Source organism: Bounagaea algeriensis (genome assembly GCF_054491375.1).
Map to the genome: position 1 here is coordinate 4,063,911 of NZ_CM137102.1, position 18,402 is coordinate 4,082,312.

Annotated in this window: 16 protein-coding genes; 4 read left to right on the forward strand and 12 right to left on the reverse strand. The window is 69.0% G+C overall.

Features of this window, described 5'->3' with window-relative positions; translation table 11 throughout:
• Window positions 1-16: 16 nt before the first annotated feature.
• The 11 genes from rpsS to ACVGV2_RS18525 form a co-directional block, all read right to left on the reverse strand.
• Window positions 17-298 (reverse strand): 30S ribosomal protein S19, encoded by a 282-nt coding sequence (gene rpsS / locus ACVGV2_RS18475; RefSeq protein ID WP_459157381.1) that lies wholly within the window; start codon window positions 296-298, stop codon window positions 17-19.
• Between the two features lie 18 nt (window positions 299-316).
• Window positions 317-1,153 (reverse strand): 50S ribosomal protein L2, encoded by an 837-nt coding sequence (gene rplB / locus ACVGV2_RS18480; protein WP_459163610.1) that lies wholly within the window; start codon window positions 1,151-1,153, stop codon window positions 317-319.
• A 31-nt stretch (window positions 1,154-1,184) separates the two neighbouring features.
• Window positions 1,185-1,484, reverse strand: coding sequence for a 50S ribosomal protein L23 (rplW, locus tag ACVGV2_RS18485; protein ID WP_459163611.1), 300 nt, complete (start codon window positions 1,482-1,484; stop codon window positions 1,185-1,187).
• On the reverse strand, window positions 1,481-2,164 hold the full coding sequence (gene rplD, locus ACVGV2_RS18490; protein WP_459163612.1) for a 50S ribosomal protein L4: 684 nt from the start codon (window positions 2,162-2,164) through the stop codon (window positions 1,481-1,483). Before rplD ends, rplW begins: the two co-directional genes overlap by 4 nt.
• Window positions 2,164-2,814, reverse strand: coding sequence for a 50S ribosomal protein L3 (gene rplC, locus ACVGV2_RS18495; RefSeq protein WP_459163613.1), 651 nt, complete (start codon window positions 2,812-2,814; stop codon window positions 2,164-2,166). Before rplC ends, rplD begins: the two co-directional genes overlap by 1 nt.
• Window positions 2,815-2,852: 38 nt before the next feature.
• Window positions 2,853-3,158, reverse strand: coding sequence for a 30S ribosomal protein S10 (rpsJ, locus tag ACVGV2_RS18500; protein WP_459157386.1), 306 nt, complete (start codon window positions 3,156-3,158; stop codon window positions 2,853-2,855).
• 683 nt (window positions 3,159-3,841) lie between these two features.
• On the reverse strand, window positions 3,842-5,035 hold the full coding sequence (gene tuf / locus ACVGV2_RS18505) for an elongation factor Tu (protein ID WP_459163614.1): 1,194 nt from the start codon (window positions 5,033-5,035) through the stop codon (window positions 3,842-3,844).
• 160 nt (window positions 5,036-5,195) lie between these two features.
• Window positions 5,196-7,298: an elongation factor G gene (fusA, locus tag ACVGV2_RS18510; protein WP_459163615.1), complete on the reverse strand. Its 2,103-nt coding sequence runs from the start codon at window positions 7,296-7,298 to the stop codon at window positions 5,196-5,198.
• A gap of 75 nt (window positions 7,299-7,373) precedes the next feature.
• Window positions 7,374-7,844: a 30S ribosomal protein S7 gene (rpsG, locus tag ACVGV2_RS18515; protein ID WP_459163616.1), complete on the reverse strand. Its 471-nt coding sequence runs from the start codon at window positions 7,842-7,844 to the stop codon at window positions 7,374-7,376.
• Complete coding sequence (gene rpsL / locus ACVGV2_RS18520) at window positions 7,844-8,218, reverse strand: 30S ribosomal protein S12 (RefSeq protein WP_459160084.1); 375 nt, start codon at window positions 8,216-8,218, stop codon at window positions 7,844-7,846. The genes rpsG and rpsL overlap by 1 nt, the downstream gene beginning before the upstream one ends.
• 791 nt (window positions 8,219-9,009) lie before the next feature.
• Window positions 9,010-13,965, reverse strand: coding sequence for an ADP-ribosylglycohydrolase family protein (locus ACVGV2_RS18525; RefSeq protein ID WP_459163617.1), 4,956 nt, complete (start codon window positions 13,963-13,965; stop codon window positions 9,010-9,012).
• Window positions 13,966-14,356: 391 nt separating this feature from the next.
• Between ACVGV2_RS18525 and ACVGV2_RS18530 the strand changes: the two genes are divergently transcribed.
• The 4 genes from ACVGV2_RS18530 (at window position 14,357) to ACVGV2_RS18545 (ending at window position 16,923) form a co-directional block, all read left to right on the forward strand.
• Window positions 14,357-14,839, forward strand: coding sequence for a DUF6319 family protein (locus ACVGV2_RS18530; RefSeq protein WP_459163618.1), 483 nt, complete (start codon window positions 14,357-14,359; stop codon window positions 14,837-14,839).
• A 189-nt stretch (window positions 14,840-15,028) separates the two neighbouring features.
• Window positions 15,029-15,493: a YbaB/EbfC family nucleoid-associated protein gene (locus ACVGV2_RS18535; RefSeq protein WP_459163619.1), complete on the forward strand. Its 465-nt coding sequence runs from the start codon at window positions 15,029-15,031 to the stop codon at window positions 15,491-15,493.
• A 3-nt stretch (window positions 15,494-15,496) separates the two neighbouring features.
• Window positions 15,497-15,835, forward strand: a complete 339-nt coding sequence (locus ACVGV2_RS18540; protein WP_459163620.1) for a hypothetical protein — start codon at window positions 15,497-15,499, stop codon at window positions 15,833-15,835.
• Window positions 15,832-16,923: a hypothetical protein gene (locus ACVGV2_RS18545; protein WP_459163621.1), complete on the forward strand. Its 1,092-nt coding sequence runs from the start codon at window positions 15,832-15,834 to the stop codon at window positions 16,921-16,923. Before ACVGV2_RS18540 ends, ACVGV2_RS18545 begins: the two co-directional genes overlap by 4 nt.
• 99 nt (window positions 16,924-17,022) lie before the next feature.
• Here the strand turns inward: ACVGV2_RS18545 and ACVGV2_RS18550 are convergent, their stop codons facing one another.
• Window positions 17,023-18,243 (reverse strand): hypothetical protein, encoded by a 1,221-nt coding sequence (locus ACVGV2_RS18550; protein ID WP_459163622.1) that lies wholly within the window; start codon window positions 18,241-18,243, stop codon window positions 17,023-17,025.
• Window positions 18,244-18,402 lie beyond the last annotated feature (159 nt).

Below are 18,402 nucleotides of genomic sequence, written 5' to 3' on the forward strand. Positions count from 1 at the left end.
CGTGTCACAGACCCGCTCAGCGGCGGCGCGACTTCCGGTCTTCTTTGACGTGACCCTTGAAAGTCCGGGTCGGAGCGAACTCGCCGAGCTTGTGCCCGACCATGGCCTCGGTCACGAACACCGGGACGTGCTTGCGCCCGTCGTGCACCGCGATGGTGTGACCGATCATGTCCGGAATGACCGTCGACCGGCGCGACCAGGTCTTGATCACCGTCTTCTTGCCGGACTCGTTCAGCGCGTCCACCTTCTTGAGCAGGTGGTCGTCCACGAACGGGCCCTTCTTCAGGCTACGTGGCATGCGTCAGTCCCTCCCTGCTCAGCGCTTCTTCTTGCCGGTCCGACGACGCCGGACGATCAGCTTGTCGCTGGACTTCCTCCGACGGGTGCGGCCTTCCGGCTTGCCGTTCGGGTTGACCGGGTGGCGCCCACCCGAGCTGCGACCCTCACCGCCGCCGAGCGGGTGGTCGATCGGGTTCATGGCGACACCGCGGACCGTGGGTCGACGACCCTTCCAACGCATCCGGCCGGCCTTGCCCCAATTGATGTTGGAGTGCTCGGAGTTGCCGACCTCGCCGATGGTGGCGCGGCAGCGCGCGTCCACGTTGCGGATCTCGCCGGACGGCATCCGCAGCTGCGCGAAACGGCCCTCCTTGGCCACCAGCTGCACCCGGGTGCCCGCGGCCCGCGCGATCTTGGCGCCGCCGCCCGGAGCCAGCTCGATCGCGTGGATCACGGTGCCCAGCGGGATGTTTCGCAGCGGGAGGTTGTTGCCGGACTTGATGTCGGCCTTGGCCCCGTTCTCGAGCCAGTCGCCCTGATTGACCTTGTTCGGCGCGATGATGTAGCGCTTCTCGCCGTCCTTGTAGTTGAGCAGGGCGATCCGAGCACTGCGGTTCGGGTCGTACTCGATGTGCGCGACCTTCGCCGGCACACCGTCCTTGTCATGACGGCGGAAGTCGATGACGCGGTACATCCGCTTGTGCCCGCCGCCCTGGTGGCGCGTAGTGATCCTGCCCTTGTTGTTCCTGCCCGCCTTCTTGTTCAGCGGACGGACCAACGACTTCTCCGGCTTCGACCGCGTGATCTCGGCGAAGTCGGACACGCTGGAGCCGCGACGGCCCGCCGTCGTCGGCTTGTACTTGCGAACGCCCATTTCTAATGCAACCTCGTCCTCATCAACGCGGTCAGCTAGCCGTACCGCCGAAGATCTCGATCGGCTTGCTGTCCGGGGACAACACGATGATCGCCCGCTTGGTGTCCTTGCGCTTGCCCCACCCGGTGCGGGTGCGCTTGCGCTTGCCCTTGCGGTTGATCGTGTTCACCTTGGAAACCCGGACGTCGAAGATCTTCTCGACGGCGATCTTGATCTCGGTCTTGTTCGACCGCGGGTCCACCAAGAACGTGTACTGGTTCTGCTCCATCAAGCCGTAGCTCTTCTCGGAGATCACCGGCTTGATGATCACGTCACGCGGGTCGCCACTCACTGCTTAGCCTCCTCCGTGGAAGACGCGGTGGTCCTGGCCGAACGACCCTGCGACGCGCGGCTGACGAACCGCTCGAACGCGGACTTGGTGAACACCACGTCGTCGTTGTTCAGCACGTCGTAGGTGTTGACCTGGCTCGCGTCCAGCAGGTGCACGTGCTGCAGGTTCCGCAGGCTCAGCCAGGAGTTCTCCTCCTCCTGGCGGTCCAACACGACCAGCACCTTGCGGGCATCGGTCCAGTTGCGCAGCGCCGCCTTGCCCTGCTTCGTGGACGGGCTCTCCGCGCCGACCACGTGCGTGACCACGTGCAGCTGGTCGGCGCGCACCCGGTCGGACAGCGCACCGAACAGCGCCTTGGCCTTCATCTTCTTCGGCGTGCGCTGGTCGTAGTCACGCGGCTGGGGACCGTGCACGACACCGCCGCCCTTGAACTGCGGAGCGCGGGTCGAACCCTGCCGGGCGTTGCCGGTGCCCTTCTGCCGGTACGGCTTCTTGCCGCCACCGGAACGCATGCCGCGAGTCTTGGTCGCGTGGGTGCCCTGCCGGCCGGCGGCCAGCTGCGCCACGACGACCTGGTGCATCAGCGGAATGCTCGCCTGCACGTCGAAGATCTCGGCGGGCAGTTCGACCGTGCCGTCGGTCTTGCCGTCCGGGGTACGGACGTCGAGCGTCGCGCCCATCACGCACCACCCTTCGCAGGACTCTTCACCAGCACCAGGCCGCCCTTGGGACCCGGGATGGCGCCCTTGATCAGCAGCAGACCGGAGTCGTCCTCGACCTGGTGCACCTTCAGGTTCTGCGTGGTGACCCGGTTCGAGCCCATCCGGCCCGCCATCTTCATGCCCTTGAACACGCGGCCGGGGTACGCGCAGCCGCCGATCGAACCCGGCTTGCGGTGCACGCGGTGCGTACCGTGGCTCATCGGCTGCCGGTGGAACCCGTGCCGCTTGATGGTGCCCGCGAAGCCCTTGCCCCTGCTGGTGCCGACCACGTCGACGACAGCGCCGCTGTCGAAGAGCTCAGCGGTGATCTCCTGGCCGACTTCGTAGTCACCTGCGTCGGCCGTGCGCAGCTCCACCAGGTGCCGACGCGGGGTGACACCGGCCTTCGCGAAGTGGCCGGCGCGCGGCTTGGTCACCTTGCGCGGCTTCACCCCGCCGAACGCCAGTTGCACGGCCGAGTAGCCGTCCTTGTCCGGGGTGCGAATCTGGGTGACCACGTTCGGCCCGGCCTCCACGACGGTCACCGGCACCACCCGGTTGTTCTCGTCGAAGACCTGGGTCATGCCGAGCTTGGTGCCCAGAATCCCCTTCATCTGCTTCTCAGACATGGGTCTCGTTCTCTCCAGCTACCTCTGGTCGCCGTGCCTTACTGGATGTTCACGTCGACGCTGGCTGGCAGGTCGATGCGCATGAGCGCGTCCACCGTCTTCGGCGTCGGTTCGAGGATGTCGATCATCCGCTTGTGCGTACGCATCTCGAAGTGCTCCCGCGAGTCCTTGTACTTGTGCGGGGAGCGGATGACGCAGTAGACGTTCTTCTCCGTGGGCAGCGGCACCGGCCCAACGACCCGAGCGCCGGTGCGCGTCACGGTCTCGACGATCTTGCGCGCGGACGCGTCGATCGCCTCGTGGTCGTAGGCCTTGAGCCGGATGCGGATCTTCTGTCCCGCCATAGTGGCTTGCCGTTCCTTCTGGTCTCGTGCCGCGGTTTCGTTGTGGGACCGGGTGCGCCGGCCGCGGCGGCTCGCCGCCGCGCGGCCACCTGGCCGTGGGGCCGGGTGTCGCTCCCGATGCCCGCCAGACCCCGATCTCCGGGAAGCCCGACCGTCGTCCGACCCGTGCCGCGTTCACCGCGCCAGCGCCGCAACGCCGTGCCTGAGCAAACGCCGTGCCTGAGCAAAAGCAGTGCTGCAGCGAGCACAGCGCGTCAGCGAACGCGGCCGGCGAGCCGGATCCCGGATCGCACAGCCCTCGGTTCACCCTGTTCAGCTTGTTGGTGCCCGGAACACGCGGTCGGGCGTGTCGGCCCGCTGCCGCGCACCGGTCCTCCGCGAACGTCGCCGCAGAGGATGGGAAAAACCCGTACACCTGCTTGTCGGTCCGGATCGCCGCACCGTCGCCACGAACCCGAGAGGTCCGGCAGGTGGGCCCGGCCCGAGACCAGGGCCGCGAGGCCCTCGCAACGGGGCGGCCGGACACGCCGGCGAACGGCGCTTCCGGCCGCCCCACACGAGCAACCCGAATAGCATGACATACCCGAGTACGCCGCTGCTCATCGGGGTGGTTTGTTGGCGTGGAACGCCCGCAAACCGCAGAAGGCCTGCCCCTCGCGCGGAAGGGCAGGCCCCCTGTCAACTCACTTGGTGATCTGCGTGACGCGACCGGCGCCGACGGTGCGGCCACCCTCGCGGATCGCGAAGCGCAGCCCCTCCTCCATCGCGATGGGCTGGATGAGCTGCACCGACATCTCGGTGTTGTCACCGGGCATGACCATCTCGGTGCCCTCGGGCAGGGTCACGACACCGGTCACGTCCGTGGTGCGGAAGTAGAACTGCGGCCGGTAGTTGTTGAAGAACGGCGTGTGGCGACCACCCTCGTCCTTGGACAGGACGTACACCTGCGCCTCGAACTCGGTGTGCGGGGTGGTGCTGCCGGGCTTCACCACGACCATGCCGCGCTCGACGTCCTCGCGCTTGACACCGCGAACCAGCAGACCCACGTTGTCGCCGGCCTGGCCCTGGTCGAGCAGCTTGCGGAACATCTCGACGCCGGTGACGGTGGTCTTGATGGCCTTGTCCTTGATGCCGACCATCTCGACCTCTTCGTTCACCTTGATCTGACCGCGCTCGACGCGGCCGGTGACGACGGTGCCGCGGCCGGTGATCGAGAAGATGTCCTCGACCGGCATGAGGAAGGACTGGTCGGTCGCGCGGACCGGGTCCGGGATCTTCTCGTCGCAGGCGTTGAGCAGGTCCATGATCCGGTCGGTCCACTGCTCGTCGCCCTCCAGGGCCTTGAGCGCGGAGACCTTCACGACCGGGATGTCGTCACCCGGGAACTCCTGCTCGGACAGCAGCTCCCGGACCTCCATCTCGACGAGCTCGCTGATCTCGTCGTCCTCGACCATGTCGGCCTTGTTCAGCGCCACCACGATGTAGGGGACGCCGACCTGCCGGGCCAGCAGCACGTGCTCGCGGGTCTGCGGCATCGGACCGTCGGTCGCGGCGACCACCAGGATCGCGCCGTCCATCTGGGCGGCACCGGTGATCATGTTCTTCACGTAGTCGGCGTGGCCGGGCGCGTCAACGTGCGCGTAGTGACGCGTCTCGGTCTGGTACTCGACGTGCGCGATCTGGATCGTGATGCCGCGCTCTTTTTCCTCCGGTGCCTTGTCGATGGTGTCGAAAGGCGTGAAGGGGTTGAGCTCCGGGTGCTTGTCGTGCAGCACCTTGGTGATGGCTGCCGTCAGGGTGGTCTTGCCGTGGTCAACGTGACCGATGGTCCCGATGTTGACGTGCGGCTTGTCCCTCTCGAACTTCGCCTTCGCCACTGGAATGTCCTCCTGGACTTGTTACCTTTCCGCCGTACGACCTCGGTGCGCCAGGCGGAGTCCTGTCGGGTGTGGAGGGCGGAGCACCGGACCCGCTCCCCGACGGCGTCACCGCCGGGTGCGGAACCGGTCCTCCGCCGCACCGGTTTCTACGGGGGAGTCACTCCCCGGTCGCCTTCGCGATGATCTCCTTCGCCACGTTCGCGGGAACCTCGGCATAGGAGTCGAAGTGCATCGTGTAGTTGGCGCGCCCCTGCGTCTTGGACCGGAGCTCGCCGACATACCCGAACATCTCGGACAACGGAGCCAGGCCCTTCACGACCCGCGTCCCGTTGCGCTCCTCCATGGCCTGGACCTGACCACGGCGGGAGTTCAGGTCGCCGATGACGTCGCCCATGTACTCCTCGGGCGTGGTCACCTCGACCGCCATCATGGGCTCCAGCAGGCAGGGGCTGGCCTTGGTGACAGCCTCCTTCATCGCCATGGAACCCGCGACCTTGAAGGCCATCTCCGAGGAGTCGACCTCGTGGTACTGGCCGTCGACCAAGGTCACCTTCGCACCAACCAGCGGGTACCCCGCGAGCACCCCGTACTGCATGGCGTCCTGCGCGCCCTCGTCGACCGACGGGATGAACTCCTTCGGCACGCGTCCGCCGACAACCTTGTTGGCGAACTCGTAGGTCGCGCTCTCGTTGGTCTGCTCGATCGGTTCGACGTTGATGATCACGCGGGCGAACTGGCCCGAGCCACCGGTCTGCTTCTTGTGCGTGTACTCGAACTTCTCCACCGGCTTGCGGATGGTCTCGCGGTAGGAGACCTGCGGCTTGCCGATGTTGGCCTCGACCTTGAAGTCCGTCTTCATCCGCTGCACGAGGACCTCGAGGTGGAGCTCGCCCATGCCACCGATGATGGTCTGGCCGGTCTCCTCGTCCCGGTGCACCCGGAACGTGGGGTCCTCCTCCGCCAGCTTCTGGATGGCGGTGGAGAGCTTCTCCTGGTCGGCCTTGCTCTTCGGCTCGATGGCCACGTCGATGACCGAGGCCGGGAAGCTCATCGACTCCAGCACGATCGGCTTGTTCGAGTCCGAGAGCGTGTCACCGGTGCCGGTCTCCTTGAGGCCGACCACGGCGTAGATGTGCCCGGCCTGCGCCTCGTCGACCGGGTTCTCCTTGTTGGAGTGCATCTGGAACAGCTTGCCGATGCGCTCCTTGCGCCCGCGGGTCGCGTTGATGATCTGCTGGGCCTGCTGGATCTGGCCGGAGTACACGCGGACGTAGGTGAGCTTGCCGTAGAACGGGTGCACCGCGACCTTGAACGCCAGCGCGGAGAAGGGCTCCTTCGTGTCCGGCCTGCGCTCGTCGGCGGTCTCCCCGTCGGTCAGCGTGCCCTGCACCGGCGGCAGGTCCAGCGGCGACGGCAGGAAGTCGACCACGGCGTCCAGCATCGGCTGCACGCCCTTGTTCTTGAAGGCGGAGCCGCACAGCACCGGGAAGGCCTCGCGGTTCACGGTGAGCGTGCGGATGCCGGCCTTGATCTGGTCGACGCTGAGCTCGGCACCGCCGAAGTAGGCCTCCATGAGCTCCTCGGAGCTCTCGGCGACCGATTCGACGAGCTCCTCCCGGTATCGCTGCGCCTTCTCGCGGAGCTCCTCCGGGATCTCCTCGACGGTGTACTTGGCGCCCTTCTCCACGTCACCGCGCCAGGTCAGCGCCCGCATGTTGATCAGGTCGACGACGCCCTCGAAGTCGGACTCCCGACCGATCGGCAGCTGCAGCACCAGCGGCTTGGCGTTCAGCCGCTCGCGGATGGTCCCGACGCTGTAGTCGAAGTCCGCGCCCAGCTTGTCCATCTTGTTGATGAAGCAGATGCGCGGGACGTCGTACTTGTCCGCCTGGCGCCAGACCTGCTCGGACTGCGGCTCGACGCCCTCCTTGCCGTCGAAGACCGCGACGGCGCCGTCCAGCACGCGCAGCGAGCGCTCCACCTCGGCGGTGAAGTCGACGTGCCCGGGGGTGTCGATGATGTTGATCTGGTAGTCGTTCCAGAAGGTGGTGGTCGCAGCCGAGGTGATGGTGATGCCCCGCTTCTGCTCCTCCTGCATCCAGTCCATCGTCGACGCACCGTCGTGCGTCTCGCCGAGCTTGTAGTTGATCCCCGTGTAGTAGAGGATCCGCTCGGTCGCCGTCGTCTTGCCCGCGTCGATGTGGGCCATGATGCCGATGTTGCGGACCTTGGTGAGGTCCGTAAGCACGTCGCGTGCCACGAGATCTTCCCCGTTCCTACAGCAGGTGCAAGCTGTCGAAGCGGTGCGTCGAGCGGGCAGTGGGCCGACCCGACGTCACCAGCGGTAGTGCGCGAAAGCCTTGTTGGACTCCGCCATCTTGTGCGTGTCTTCGCGCTTCTTCACGCTCGCGCCGAGACCGTTGCTCGCGTCCAGCAGCTCGTTGGTCAGGCGATCGACCATGGACTTCTCGCGCCGCTGCCGGGAGTAGATGACCATCCAGCGCAGAGCCAACGTCGTGGAACGACCCTGGCGCACCTCCACCGGGACCTGGTACGTCGCGCCACCGACGCGGCGGCTGCGGACCTCCAGGGTGGGCTTGACGTTGTCCAGCGCGCGCTTGAGCGTGACCACCGGGTCGGTGCCGGTCTTCTCCCGGCAGCCTTCCAACGCACCGTAGACGATCCGCTCGGCCAGGGAACGCTTCCCGTCCACCAGCACCTTGTTCACGAGCTGGGTGACCAGCGGGGAACCATAGACCGGATCGGCGTACAACGACCGCTTCGGGGCCGGACCCTTGCGGGGCATCAGCTCTTCTCCTTCTTCGCGCCGTACTGGCTGCGAGACTGCTTGCGGTTCTTCACACCCTGCGTGTCGGCGGCACCGCGGACGATCTTGTAACGGACACCGGGGAGGTCCTTCACACGACCACCGCGAACGAGCACGATGGAGTGCTCCTGCAGGTTGTGGCCTTCACCCGGGATGTACGCCGTCACTTCGACACCACTGGTCAGCCTGACACGGGCGACCTTACGCAGCGCCGAGTTCGGCTTCTTCGGGGTGGTGGTGTACACGCGGGTGCACACGCCGCGCCGCTGCGGGCTCCCCTTGAGCCCGGCAGTCGTCAGCTTCGCGGGCTTGTCCTGGCGGCCCTTTCGGACCAGCTGCTGGATGGTGGGCATGGACCGGCTTTCTGTCAGCGTTCGCGTCTTCTTCGGGTGCTCGACCAAGCCGCGCTCGTTCGAGCATCGGTGTGCCTCGGCATCGAACGCCCTCGATCGCCCGGCAAGCACCGTCCTGGTTTCGGAAACCCTCCGACCCCCGAAGTCGGGCGTGTTGCCCACTCCTCGGTATGGACACTGCAGCCATCCTGGGGATGCCCAGTGCCTGCGGGAGGAGTTCCGCACTGTCCGCATGACGCATGCGTGGGCCACCCGAGGCGCACCGCGCGAACAGCACACGGACCGACCCGATGAGCTCGGGTCCAGGAATCAAAGGTACCTGCCCCGTTCACAGGGGGTCAAAACGGGGGTCGGTTTGACCGCTCGTCCCGAGAGCCCGTTGCCGCCCCTGCGCTCGCTCGCAGCCGAGGAGGTTCAGCAACAGGCTCTACCGCCGCCGCTTCACCGCCGCTTCCGGCCTCGGCAGGGTCGCGGTGGCTCCGAGTGCCCGCGGACCTCCCCCAGGCTGACCCGGCCGAGCCGGCTTGACCCGATCGAGCCGACCAACCCGGATCGGCTAGCCAGAGCCGGCTGCCCAGAACCGGCGGCGGAACGCGATGCCGGCGAGCGCTGTTGGCTTGTGCTATCAGCGTACCCGTCCGGACAAGGTCGAGCACGCGCGAAACGGGGGAACCTCGCCGCGCGTGTCGCCGCACGTGTCGCCGCGCCCTCGAGCCGGTCGAGCACCTCCGCCGACCGGCCGCACCGGGTCGGTCCCCCCCTCCGGTTGCTCCCGAGGATGTTCGCGGAAGTCACTCCTCGGGTTCCGGTGGCGTGGTGTCCACCACTCCGTTGATGCGCCGACGCGCCGGCTTCGGCGTGGGGAACGCGTCATCGGCGTGCGCCTCGTCCTGCTGCCCAGCGTCCTCCGGCGCGGTGCCCTCCGGGTTCTCCGGCGCGGTGCCCTCCTGCCCAGTGTCCTCCGGCCCGACGTCCTCCTGCCCAGTGTCCTCCGGTGCAGGGTTCTCCGGTGAAGTACCTTCCCGAACAGGGTTTTCCGGTGCAGGAACTCCGTGCTCAGCACCCTCCTGCGCAGGATTCCCCTGTGCAGGATTCCCCTGCGCAGCCTCGGCCTGCGCGTGCGAACGGTCCGAACCGGCCGCGGACACCGCTGCGCCGGCACCGATGAATGCCCGAACGGGTGACATTCCGCTGGGATTCGAGGCCGGTTCTTCGAAGGTCGCAATGCCGAGGCGCGCGGTCGGTTCCCGACCGTCGTCCTCTCCGGACCGCGCCTGCGGCGCGTCCGGCACAGCAGTCGGATCCACCCACATCGCCGTGGCACTGCGGGGGTCCGTCGTCTCGACCGCCTCGACGTCCTCGGCCTCGGCTTCCTCGACCACCCCGGTCTCCACGTGCCCGGGCACCCCGGTCTCGGCGTGCTCGGGCACCCCGGTCTCGGCGTCCTCTGCTCCGGTCTCGGCGACCCCGATCTCGGCCTCCTCGGGAAACCCGGCGGTCCCTTCGGTGGTCTCTTCCGTTGCTTCCGCACGTGCGCGTTCGAAGTCGACCTGCCCGCCCGGGGGGACCGCCGGGAACGTCGCGGCGCCTGCCGCGGCCTCGCCGAGCACGTCGGAAGCCGCAGCCACGTCTGCGGCAGCGTCTTCGCCGCTTCCGGCGGGCTCGGAAATTCCGTCCTCTTCCTCGAACACGGCCTCCCCGGAGACTCCGGCGTCTCCCGAAACCCCGACCCCCTCGGAAATCCCAGCATCCCCGGAGACCCCGGCAACCCCGGAAACTCCAGCATCCCCGGAAACCCCGGCATCCCCGGAAACCCCAGAAACTCCAGCATCCCCAGCAACCCCAGCGCCCTCGTGAATTCCGGCGGGGAAATCGGCCTCCGCCGCCGTTTCAGCGGGTTCCGGCACGCTCATCGGGACCTCTCCCGGCGCATCAGCCGCGCCCACACCAGCCCCCTCCGCGGGCGGTGCGATGCCGACAGCCCCCTCCGCGGGCGGTGCGGTGTCAACCGGGCCGCTCCGGTGCGGCAACCCCGTCCGCTCGTCCGCGGCGGGTGCCTCGTCGGCGACCTCGTCCGCTCCGACCGGCGGCTCGTCGGGCAGCACGACGCGCGGCGCGGACTCCTCGTGGGGCTCCGCAGCGGTGGTCGGCGCAGCCCCGGCAGCTGTGGTCGGCGCAGTCACGGATGCGCCGAACTCCACCGCGGGCGGCTCCGGCGAGAACTCGGCGGCCGTGTCGAGGTCTGCTGCGACGTCCTCGGCCGCGACGCCGGCGCAGTCCGCACCTGCCGCGGAGGCGTCCCCGCACCCGGCGCGGTCGGACTCGTCCTCCCGCAGTGCACGCACCGGGTACCGCTCGTGCCAGTCCGCATCATCCGGACGAGCGGTGCTCGCCTCGCCTTCGAGGACGCCAGCACCGTCATCAGCGAACTCGGCGACGCAATCCAAGGCCATGCGCTGCACCACGGCACGCAGCTCCAACCCGGCCAGGCTGTCCACGGGGAGGTCTCCGACACCCCGCAGCGCGCCGAGGATGCCGCCGCACAGCGCGCTGCTCGCGCAGGGCTCGACCGAGTGCCGCGCGGCCCGCACCACGGCACGTGCCACGTCCCCGCCGGTGAACGCGGCGTACACCGCGATCGCCAACGCTTCCGCACCCGTGTTCCCCGCACCGAGGCGGTCGCGAGCCCCCTCGGCGGAGATGTCCGCACGCGCGAGCTCGGCGGCCGTCTTCAGCAGTTCGCCGGTCAGCGCGGAGTCCTCGCGGGTCTCCAGGAGCTGCAGGGCGAGCCACACGCCGTCGTCGAGCTCGCGCCCCAGCAATCCCTGCTGCATGATCACGGCGAACGCCCCCGCCGGCAGGTGACCGTCCGGATGCCCGTGGGTGAACGCCGCCGTACGCGTGGCCAGGTCGAACACCTCGGTCGGGTCGGCGGAGAGCAGCGCGATCGGCGCCGCGCGCGGCACCGCACCCGCATCACCGGCCCGGCTGTCCGGCGCTTCGGCACCGCCCGCGCCGAATCCTATGAGCGCTTCCAGCACGGTGCCGCTCGTTCCGCCGTCGACGTGCATCCCGGTGACGTCGATCAACCACCCGTCGGGCTGCGGAACCACCTCCCGGAAGGGGCCGGCCGCCACGGACCAGTCCACCCCGCACGCGTGCAGCCAGCGCTGGTGGGCCAGGCGCAGCTGCGGCAGCGGGTCGGTCTCGCCGAGCGTGCGCCGGGCGACACTGGCACGGATCAGGCCTTCGGCGGTGAACAGGGTCGACCGCGTGACGTCGGTGACGCTCGCGGGCTCCGCGGCGCCGAATTCCACCTCGGGTTCCGCGGCGGACCTGCGGCCGCACGCATCGCCGAGGGCGCTGCCGAGGAAACCGCCCAGCACCCGCTCGGCCAACGACGGGGCGTCCGGTTCGCGGGCCCCGCCGCGGGCGTGCTCCCCGCCGCGTCCGGCCTCGGCTCGGCCCGTTTCAGTCCGCCCCGTTTCAACTCCTCCGGTTTCAGCCCTTCCGGTTTCAGCCCTTCCGGTTTCAGCGGAGTGGGCCGCGGCCGCTCGCCCGTCGGAGGCCGCATGCACCGGTGCGACCTCGGCGGACTCGTGCCTGCCGCGCGCACCCTCCGGCGCGTGGGGTGCGGTGGCCTCCGCGGGCTCCCCCCGCCCGGCGAACGTCTCCTCCGGCGGGCCTTCCCGCTCGTGTTCCGCGGAACGCAGCCAGAACTCGCGCACCGCGTGTTCGGCGGCGGAGAACGCGCTGTCCCGGGGCTCATCGGTCGCGGCGGCCTCCTGGAACGGCTCGTGCTGCCAGTCCTGCCAGGTCCACTCCGGGCCCTCGGCGCGCTGCGGACCGTCCACCCGCTCCGGCTCCGCGGAGAACGCGCCGGTGCCCTGCGGGAAGGCGTCGGGGTCCACCTGCGTCGGGCTCTGCGCGGTGAACTCGGCCGACCACCCGGAAGCCTCCGCGAGGTCGTGGTCAGCGGTCTCGTGGTCCGCGATGTCGTGGTCCGCGGTGCCGTGGAAGGGGAACCGCACGGCTTCACCGGAGGGGAACGCCGCGGCCGGCGAGACCTCGGAACCGCCGCCGGCCTCCCGTTCCGGTGCTCCGAGGGCGGCGTGCGGTTCGAGCGCGGCCGTCGCGTTCGAAGCGGCACCCGCGGGCTCGGTTCCCTCCGGCCCGGCGGCGTCCGGCGCAGCGGCATCCGGCGCAGCAGTGTTCGGCCCGACATCCGGCGCAGCGGCATCCGACGCAGCGGCATCCGGCGCAGCGGTGTTCGGCCCGACATCCGGCGCAGCGACATCGAGCCAGGCGGTGTCCGACTCAGCAGTCCCCGGCTCGGCAGCGACTTCCGGATTCGGCGATCCAGCGGCCGGGGGCGTGCTGAAGGTGAGCGTGGCCTCCGCCGATGCGGGCTCGGCCGGAGCGGCCTCCGCTGGTGCGGGCTCGACCGGAGCGGGCTCCGCCGGTGCGGGCTCGACCGGAGCGGGCTCCGCTGGTGCGGCCTCCGCCGGTGCGGGCTCGGCCGGGCCGTCGGCCGGGATGGCGGGCAGCACCATCGTCCGGTCCGCACCAGCGCGTTCGTCCCGCCCCGGAATCCCGGACTGGTGCGGCAGCATCGGCGTGCGCTGCTCGGTGTAGCGCTGGGCCCAGCGCGGAACGCCGAAGGCGTCCACCGCGTCCTGGGACAGCGTCTCGAGGATCTCCCGCAGCTCGAGCTCGTCCAGCCAGCGCGCCGGGATCGCCGCCGGCCCGTACAGCGCGCCGGCGAGCTGTCCGGCCAGCGACCCGGCCACCGCGCTGTCAACGGAGTGGTTCACCGCGGCACGCACGGCGTCCGCGAACGACGGGGTGCGCCCCACGGCGGTCAGCGCCACGCCGAGTTCCCCCAGCCCGCTCGCCAAGTCGAACTCCACGTCGAGTTCACCGGGGCCGAGCGGACGCTGCCGGCGGGAGACGAACATCGCTCCGTGCAGCAGCTGCCGCACCGCGGCCGGGAACCGCCCGGTGTCCGCGCCCACGGAGGTCGCGGCGAGCTGCTCGTCCGCCTGGGCCACCGACTCCCACAGGGAGCTGCCGCGCAGCACCCGGGCGAGCACGCAGCCGTGCGTGCCCGCGGCGGCCCGCGTGTTGCTCGCGCTGGTGAACACGTTGGCCAGCGCGGAGGCGAGCTCGAAGGCCGTGTCGGGGCGCGCGGCGCACACCGCCAGCGGCGCCGTCCACACGAGGCAGTCCACCGGGCCTTCCGCCGCGCTCGCCGGCTGGACCTTGCCCTGCGCGTCCACCGGCGACTGCTGCGCCATCCCGCCCAGCGCCGCCAGCGCGGGACCGCCGGGATTGCGCGTCGAGTACAACTCGGCGCGGCCGAGCAGCCACCCGGTGGGTGCCGGCTCCTCGTGCAGGTAGCGGCGCATCGCGAACGGCCACGGCACCGCCTGCGTGTGCAGCCAGCGCAGCTGGTTCCGGAACACGTACGAGAGCACCTGCCCGTCGGCACCGGCGTTGGCCCGCGTGCGCAGCACGGCCTCCAACGTGAAGGCGGACAGCTGCGTCAGGTCGCTGGCCTGCCCCCGACGCCCGAAGGCGGGCGCGTAGTCGGTCAGCCCGTGCGGGCCGTACCACCGCTGGATGTCCGCAGTGGACAGATCGCGGGCAGCGGCGCCGAGCGCATCGCCGACCGCGCCGCCGAGCATCGCCGCGCGGAATCGGTCTGCCCAGTTCAGCGGATTGGCAGACGAGCCGGGTGTGGTCATGGGGCATCTCCGTCTCGTGTCACCGTGGGAGGTTCGCCGGCGGTTTGCGCGGCACGTGCGCTGCCCGCAATGGTGCCGCATGCGATCTCGCCGGAACGTCTCCAGGGTGCCCCGCGTTCCCGCGGTGGCCGCCGCGTCCGCACGGGCTGCTCCGCGCTCGGACCGCGGCGTGCCAGAGTTCTCCAGCGTCCCCGACCGGAGGCGCGCCGCGTCCTCCCCGATCACCGCGGTCCGCACCGCGCGGACGTGGCCGCGACACCTCCCGCGGGCGAACTCCTGTTCTATCGTGGAGGTGCGCCGTCGCGGCCGCCCGTCCGCGAGCGGGAGGTTCGCGAGCAGGGCGCGAGCACCGCGCGCACGAACGAGTCCGACCAGCCGAAGGAGTGACATCGTGACCGAGGAGCAGGACCCGCAGACCGCTTCCGCCTCGGACGCCGAGCCGACCGAGCAGTCCGCGACGCAGGCGGACGAGCAGCCGGCGCAGGAGCAGGGCTCCGGCCGGACGTCCGCCGAGCAGGACCAGACGTCCGCCGCAGCGGACGGCGAGGGCAGCGGCGAGAACACCCAGTCGAAGAAGAAGCGCTCCAAGAGCACCGCCCGCAAGACCCGGACCGTCGAGCTGACGCTGACCGTGACCGGCACCGCCGAAGGCGAATGGCAGGCCGAACTCATGCACGGCGGCAAGCGCGTCGTGCAAGGCGTCCAGGTCCCCGCCGCGGCCGTGTCGAAAGCGGCCAAGGAGCTGCACGAGGACATCTCCGACACGATCGAAACCGTGTTGCAGCAGGCCCGCGAGCAGCACGAGGCGAAGCTGGCCGAGCTGGAAGCCGAGGTCGAACGGGTCCGGCAGCAGCTGGCCGACCTCGAGGGCTGACCGGCGAGCAGAACCCGACACCGCTACCGGAGTCATCGACCCCGGGACTCACGACGACGCCGTCCGGCCGTGCGCCGGGCGGCGTTTTCACGTTCGGCGATCTCGATTCAGGCGTTTCGTCCCCATCGGGGAACCCGATCAACGATACTTGCCTCGCAACACGAGAACGCGAAGAACGGAGGGCGGACCGTGCCGGACGTGGAAGAGGTCCAGCGGAAACTGGACCGGGTGCGCCAGATGGGCGCGCAGGCACAGCAGCGGTTCCAGGACGCCGATCGGATGCGCGAGCGGATCAGCGCCGTCGAGGCCGAGGTGACCTCCGCGGACAAGGCCGTCACGGTCACCGCCGGACCCGGCGGTTCGGTGACGAACATCGAGTTCACCAAGGACGCCACCAAGCTCTCGCCCATCCAGCTGTCGAGCACCGTGATGAGCGCGCTGCGTCAGGCCGTCGCGCAGGCCGCACGGGAGCAGGCCGGGATCGTGCAGGAGTTCGCCCCGGAGGGCGACATCGCCGAACGGGTCCGGCGCACCCAGGAGGAAGTGCTCGGCGTGAGCATCGACCCCGAGGACGCCGCACGACCCCGATCGGCCCCGGCCGAGGACGACGATGACGACGACTTCGAGGACGGCACGTTCTACGGCCGGAGGTGACCGATGGGCAACGGCAACGGTTTCAACGCGCCCACCGAGGCGATCGACAAGACCGGACAGGAAGTGAAGGGCCTGGCGGACACGGCCGGAGGAATCGAGCAGAACAGTTCCCGGGCTGAGGTTTCCGACTCGGCCTGGGGAATGATCGGGATGTTCGTGAAGAGCGACTACGACGACCTCCTCCAGCAGTTCAGTGAACACCTGGGCGAGGTGAAGGAAGGCATCGAGAAGGCCGGCGACACTTTCCAGGAAATCGCGCAGGACTACGACGAGACCGATCGTTCGCATCAGCAATCCATCCAGACGATCATGGACAAGATCAACACGGGTGGTGCAGCATGAGTGAAGGCGGATCCGCTGACGGCGGAGCCATAGACACCAGCGCGGTGCAGGAACTTCCCGGTATCAAGCAGGGCGCTGCAATCGGAAAAGCTGTATCCGGCGATCAGGTCGATCTCTCCGCGGTGCAATCCGGTGTCGCCGAACTAGCATCCGATGCGCTCAGTTTCGCCACGAACCCGGCGAGTTGGCTGATCAACAAAGGACTGGGTTTTCTCATGGACTTCGTCAAGCCCATCGAGGAAGCCATCCAGGCGGTCAGCGGCGACAAGGAATCCCTGAGCCAGGGCAGCGCTGAGTTCGCAGAGGTCCAGCAGCAGTTGAACCAGTTGGCTCAAAATCTCCTCGATACCGTCCAAACCGGAACCACGGATTGGAACGGCGAGGCGGCCGAGGCAGCGCGGGCGAAGATCGCCGAATTCTCCGAGGGCGTGCACAACACCGGCAAGCAGGCGCACAACCTTTCCGAGATCCTGCGGATGAGCTCCACGCTGGCGGAAGCGGCCGAGGGCGCGATCCGCGGAATCCTCGCAGACTTCATTACCTGGCTGATTATGACGTGGGTGCCAGCTCTGGCTTCGGCTGGGCCGACACTCGGCGGATCCACAGCCGCCGCTGGCGCTGCGACCAGCGTCGAAGCGAGTATTGCTGTGGCGAACACCTCGCGCAAGATCAAGCGGATCATCGACATCCTCAACGATGTCGTCAATGCGATCACCATGATCAAAGCGGCGTTGGACACCGTTCGAGCGAACAACGCGATGGAAGCGATCAAGTCCGGTGATGCCAACACTTCCGGTGGGCACAAGAAGGCCAGCGACGAGCTCAACGCGGAGAAGAACACGCTGAAGGCGACGCAGGACGCGCTGAAGTACGAACAGGCGCAGCTGGACCCGACGCCGACGACCAACGCCCAGGGCGGCACGAGCATCGATCCGGGGCAGACGGCCTACGACGGTGCCATGAAGACAATGGGGCACTACGGTAACGCCGCGAGCAACGCCGCTGATGGCTTAGAAAAGCAGGCCAGCGAAGGCGGCTTCAGCAATGTACCGGCAGATCAGAAGATCGAAGGGCAACTGGAGTTCTGAGGCCGGCCGAAGGGTTGTCACCAGCTGTTCCCGCAGCCCCGACTGCCGCACGGCGGTGGTCGGGGCCACGCCGCACGGGCAGCCCCGCGCTGCTCCTGGTTACACCAATTGTTCGGTGAGCTTCCGCAGCGGTGCGAACACCGGTTTCGACTCGGGCGCGATCCGCCCGAGCGAAGCTGCCCGCCGGTACAGGTCGTGGGCACGACCGAGCTGTTGCTTGACGAACTCGGGGCGCATGTCGGCGGTCATCATCGACCAGACCACGACCTTGTTTCCGGTGAGTCGGAAGTTGAACCGGAGCACCTCCATTCCCGGAGCGGGCGCCATGGCTTCCACCAGGTCCGGAGTGAGCAACTGCCGGGCGAATTCACCGCTGGTCGAGCGCGCGGAGAACAGCTCCCCTGCCGGGTGCTGCGGCAGTTGCACGTTGCTCCACTGAAGCGCAGCACGGGCGTTGTCACCGTTCAGCACGTCCGAAACCGTCCCGACGAGATCCTTCTTCTGCCGGACAGCGAGCGCGGGCAACGCGGTGTCCGTCTCCAGCACAGCGCAGACGATGTCGTAGTACTTCGCCTTGTACACCGTGCGCATGTCGGGCCCGGTCGTACCACCGGGGACGCGCTTCGTGTAACGCTGCTGCAGCACCATCGCCGACATCCCGCAGTAGGAACCCCACACGAGCGTGCGGCATTGCCGGTGCTTGGTCTCCACGAACGGTTCCGAGTTGAACCCGCCGAGTCGGACGAGCGGCACATCGGCCGCCCATCCCCACCCGACGGCACCTGTCCAGTCCCCCAGACCAGCACCCTCTTCAGGGTCCTCCTCGGCCACCGGGTTTGCCTGTCCCGGACGACGCACCACCCGGAACCGTCCGCCCGAACACCACTCCCGCACGAGGCCCGAGGTCCCCAGCGCAGTTCCGACGAGCATGCACACGATCGCCGCGATGCGCAGGCCGAGGACGAAGGCGGAGCCGGAGTGCAGAAAACCCGAGTACGCGAAGAAAGCGGCCAGAGCGAGCGCCGCGGCGAAGAACGTCTGCCCGACCACGAGCAGTTGACGAGCGGTGTCGTTGCCGAGCCACAGGCCGATGAAAACAGCGAGCCGTGCCACGGCGATCACTCCCGCACCGACGAGCAGCACGGCGGCCCAGTACTCTCCGGGCACGCTGATCACCACGGCCGCCGTGTTCAGCACCATGTCCACCACGAACACGGCCAGCAGCACGTGAAGCCCGCGAGGGCGCCGCGCAACGGGCGGAACTGCAGCGGCCGTTGCCCGCGCCGCGGTCTGCGGCACCCGCCCCGAAGGCTGAGTCATAGCTCGCTCCCCACAACCGGGCGTCGCCGCGCGAGGCACCCTGAGGTTCCACGATCAAGGGCCGAGCATACTGCCCGGTGCCGCACTGCCGGGGCTGATCACCGAACATCGGCAGCGCCGTCACCGACCAGCAGCACCGCAGGAACGACCGCACCGCGG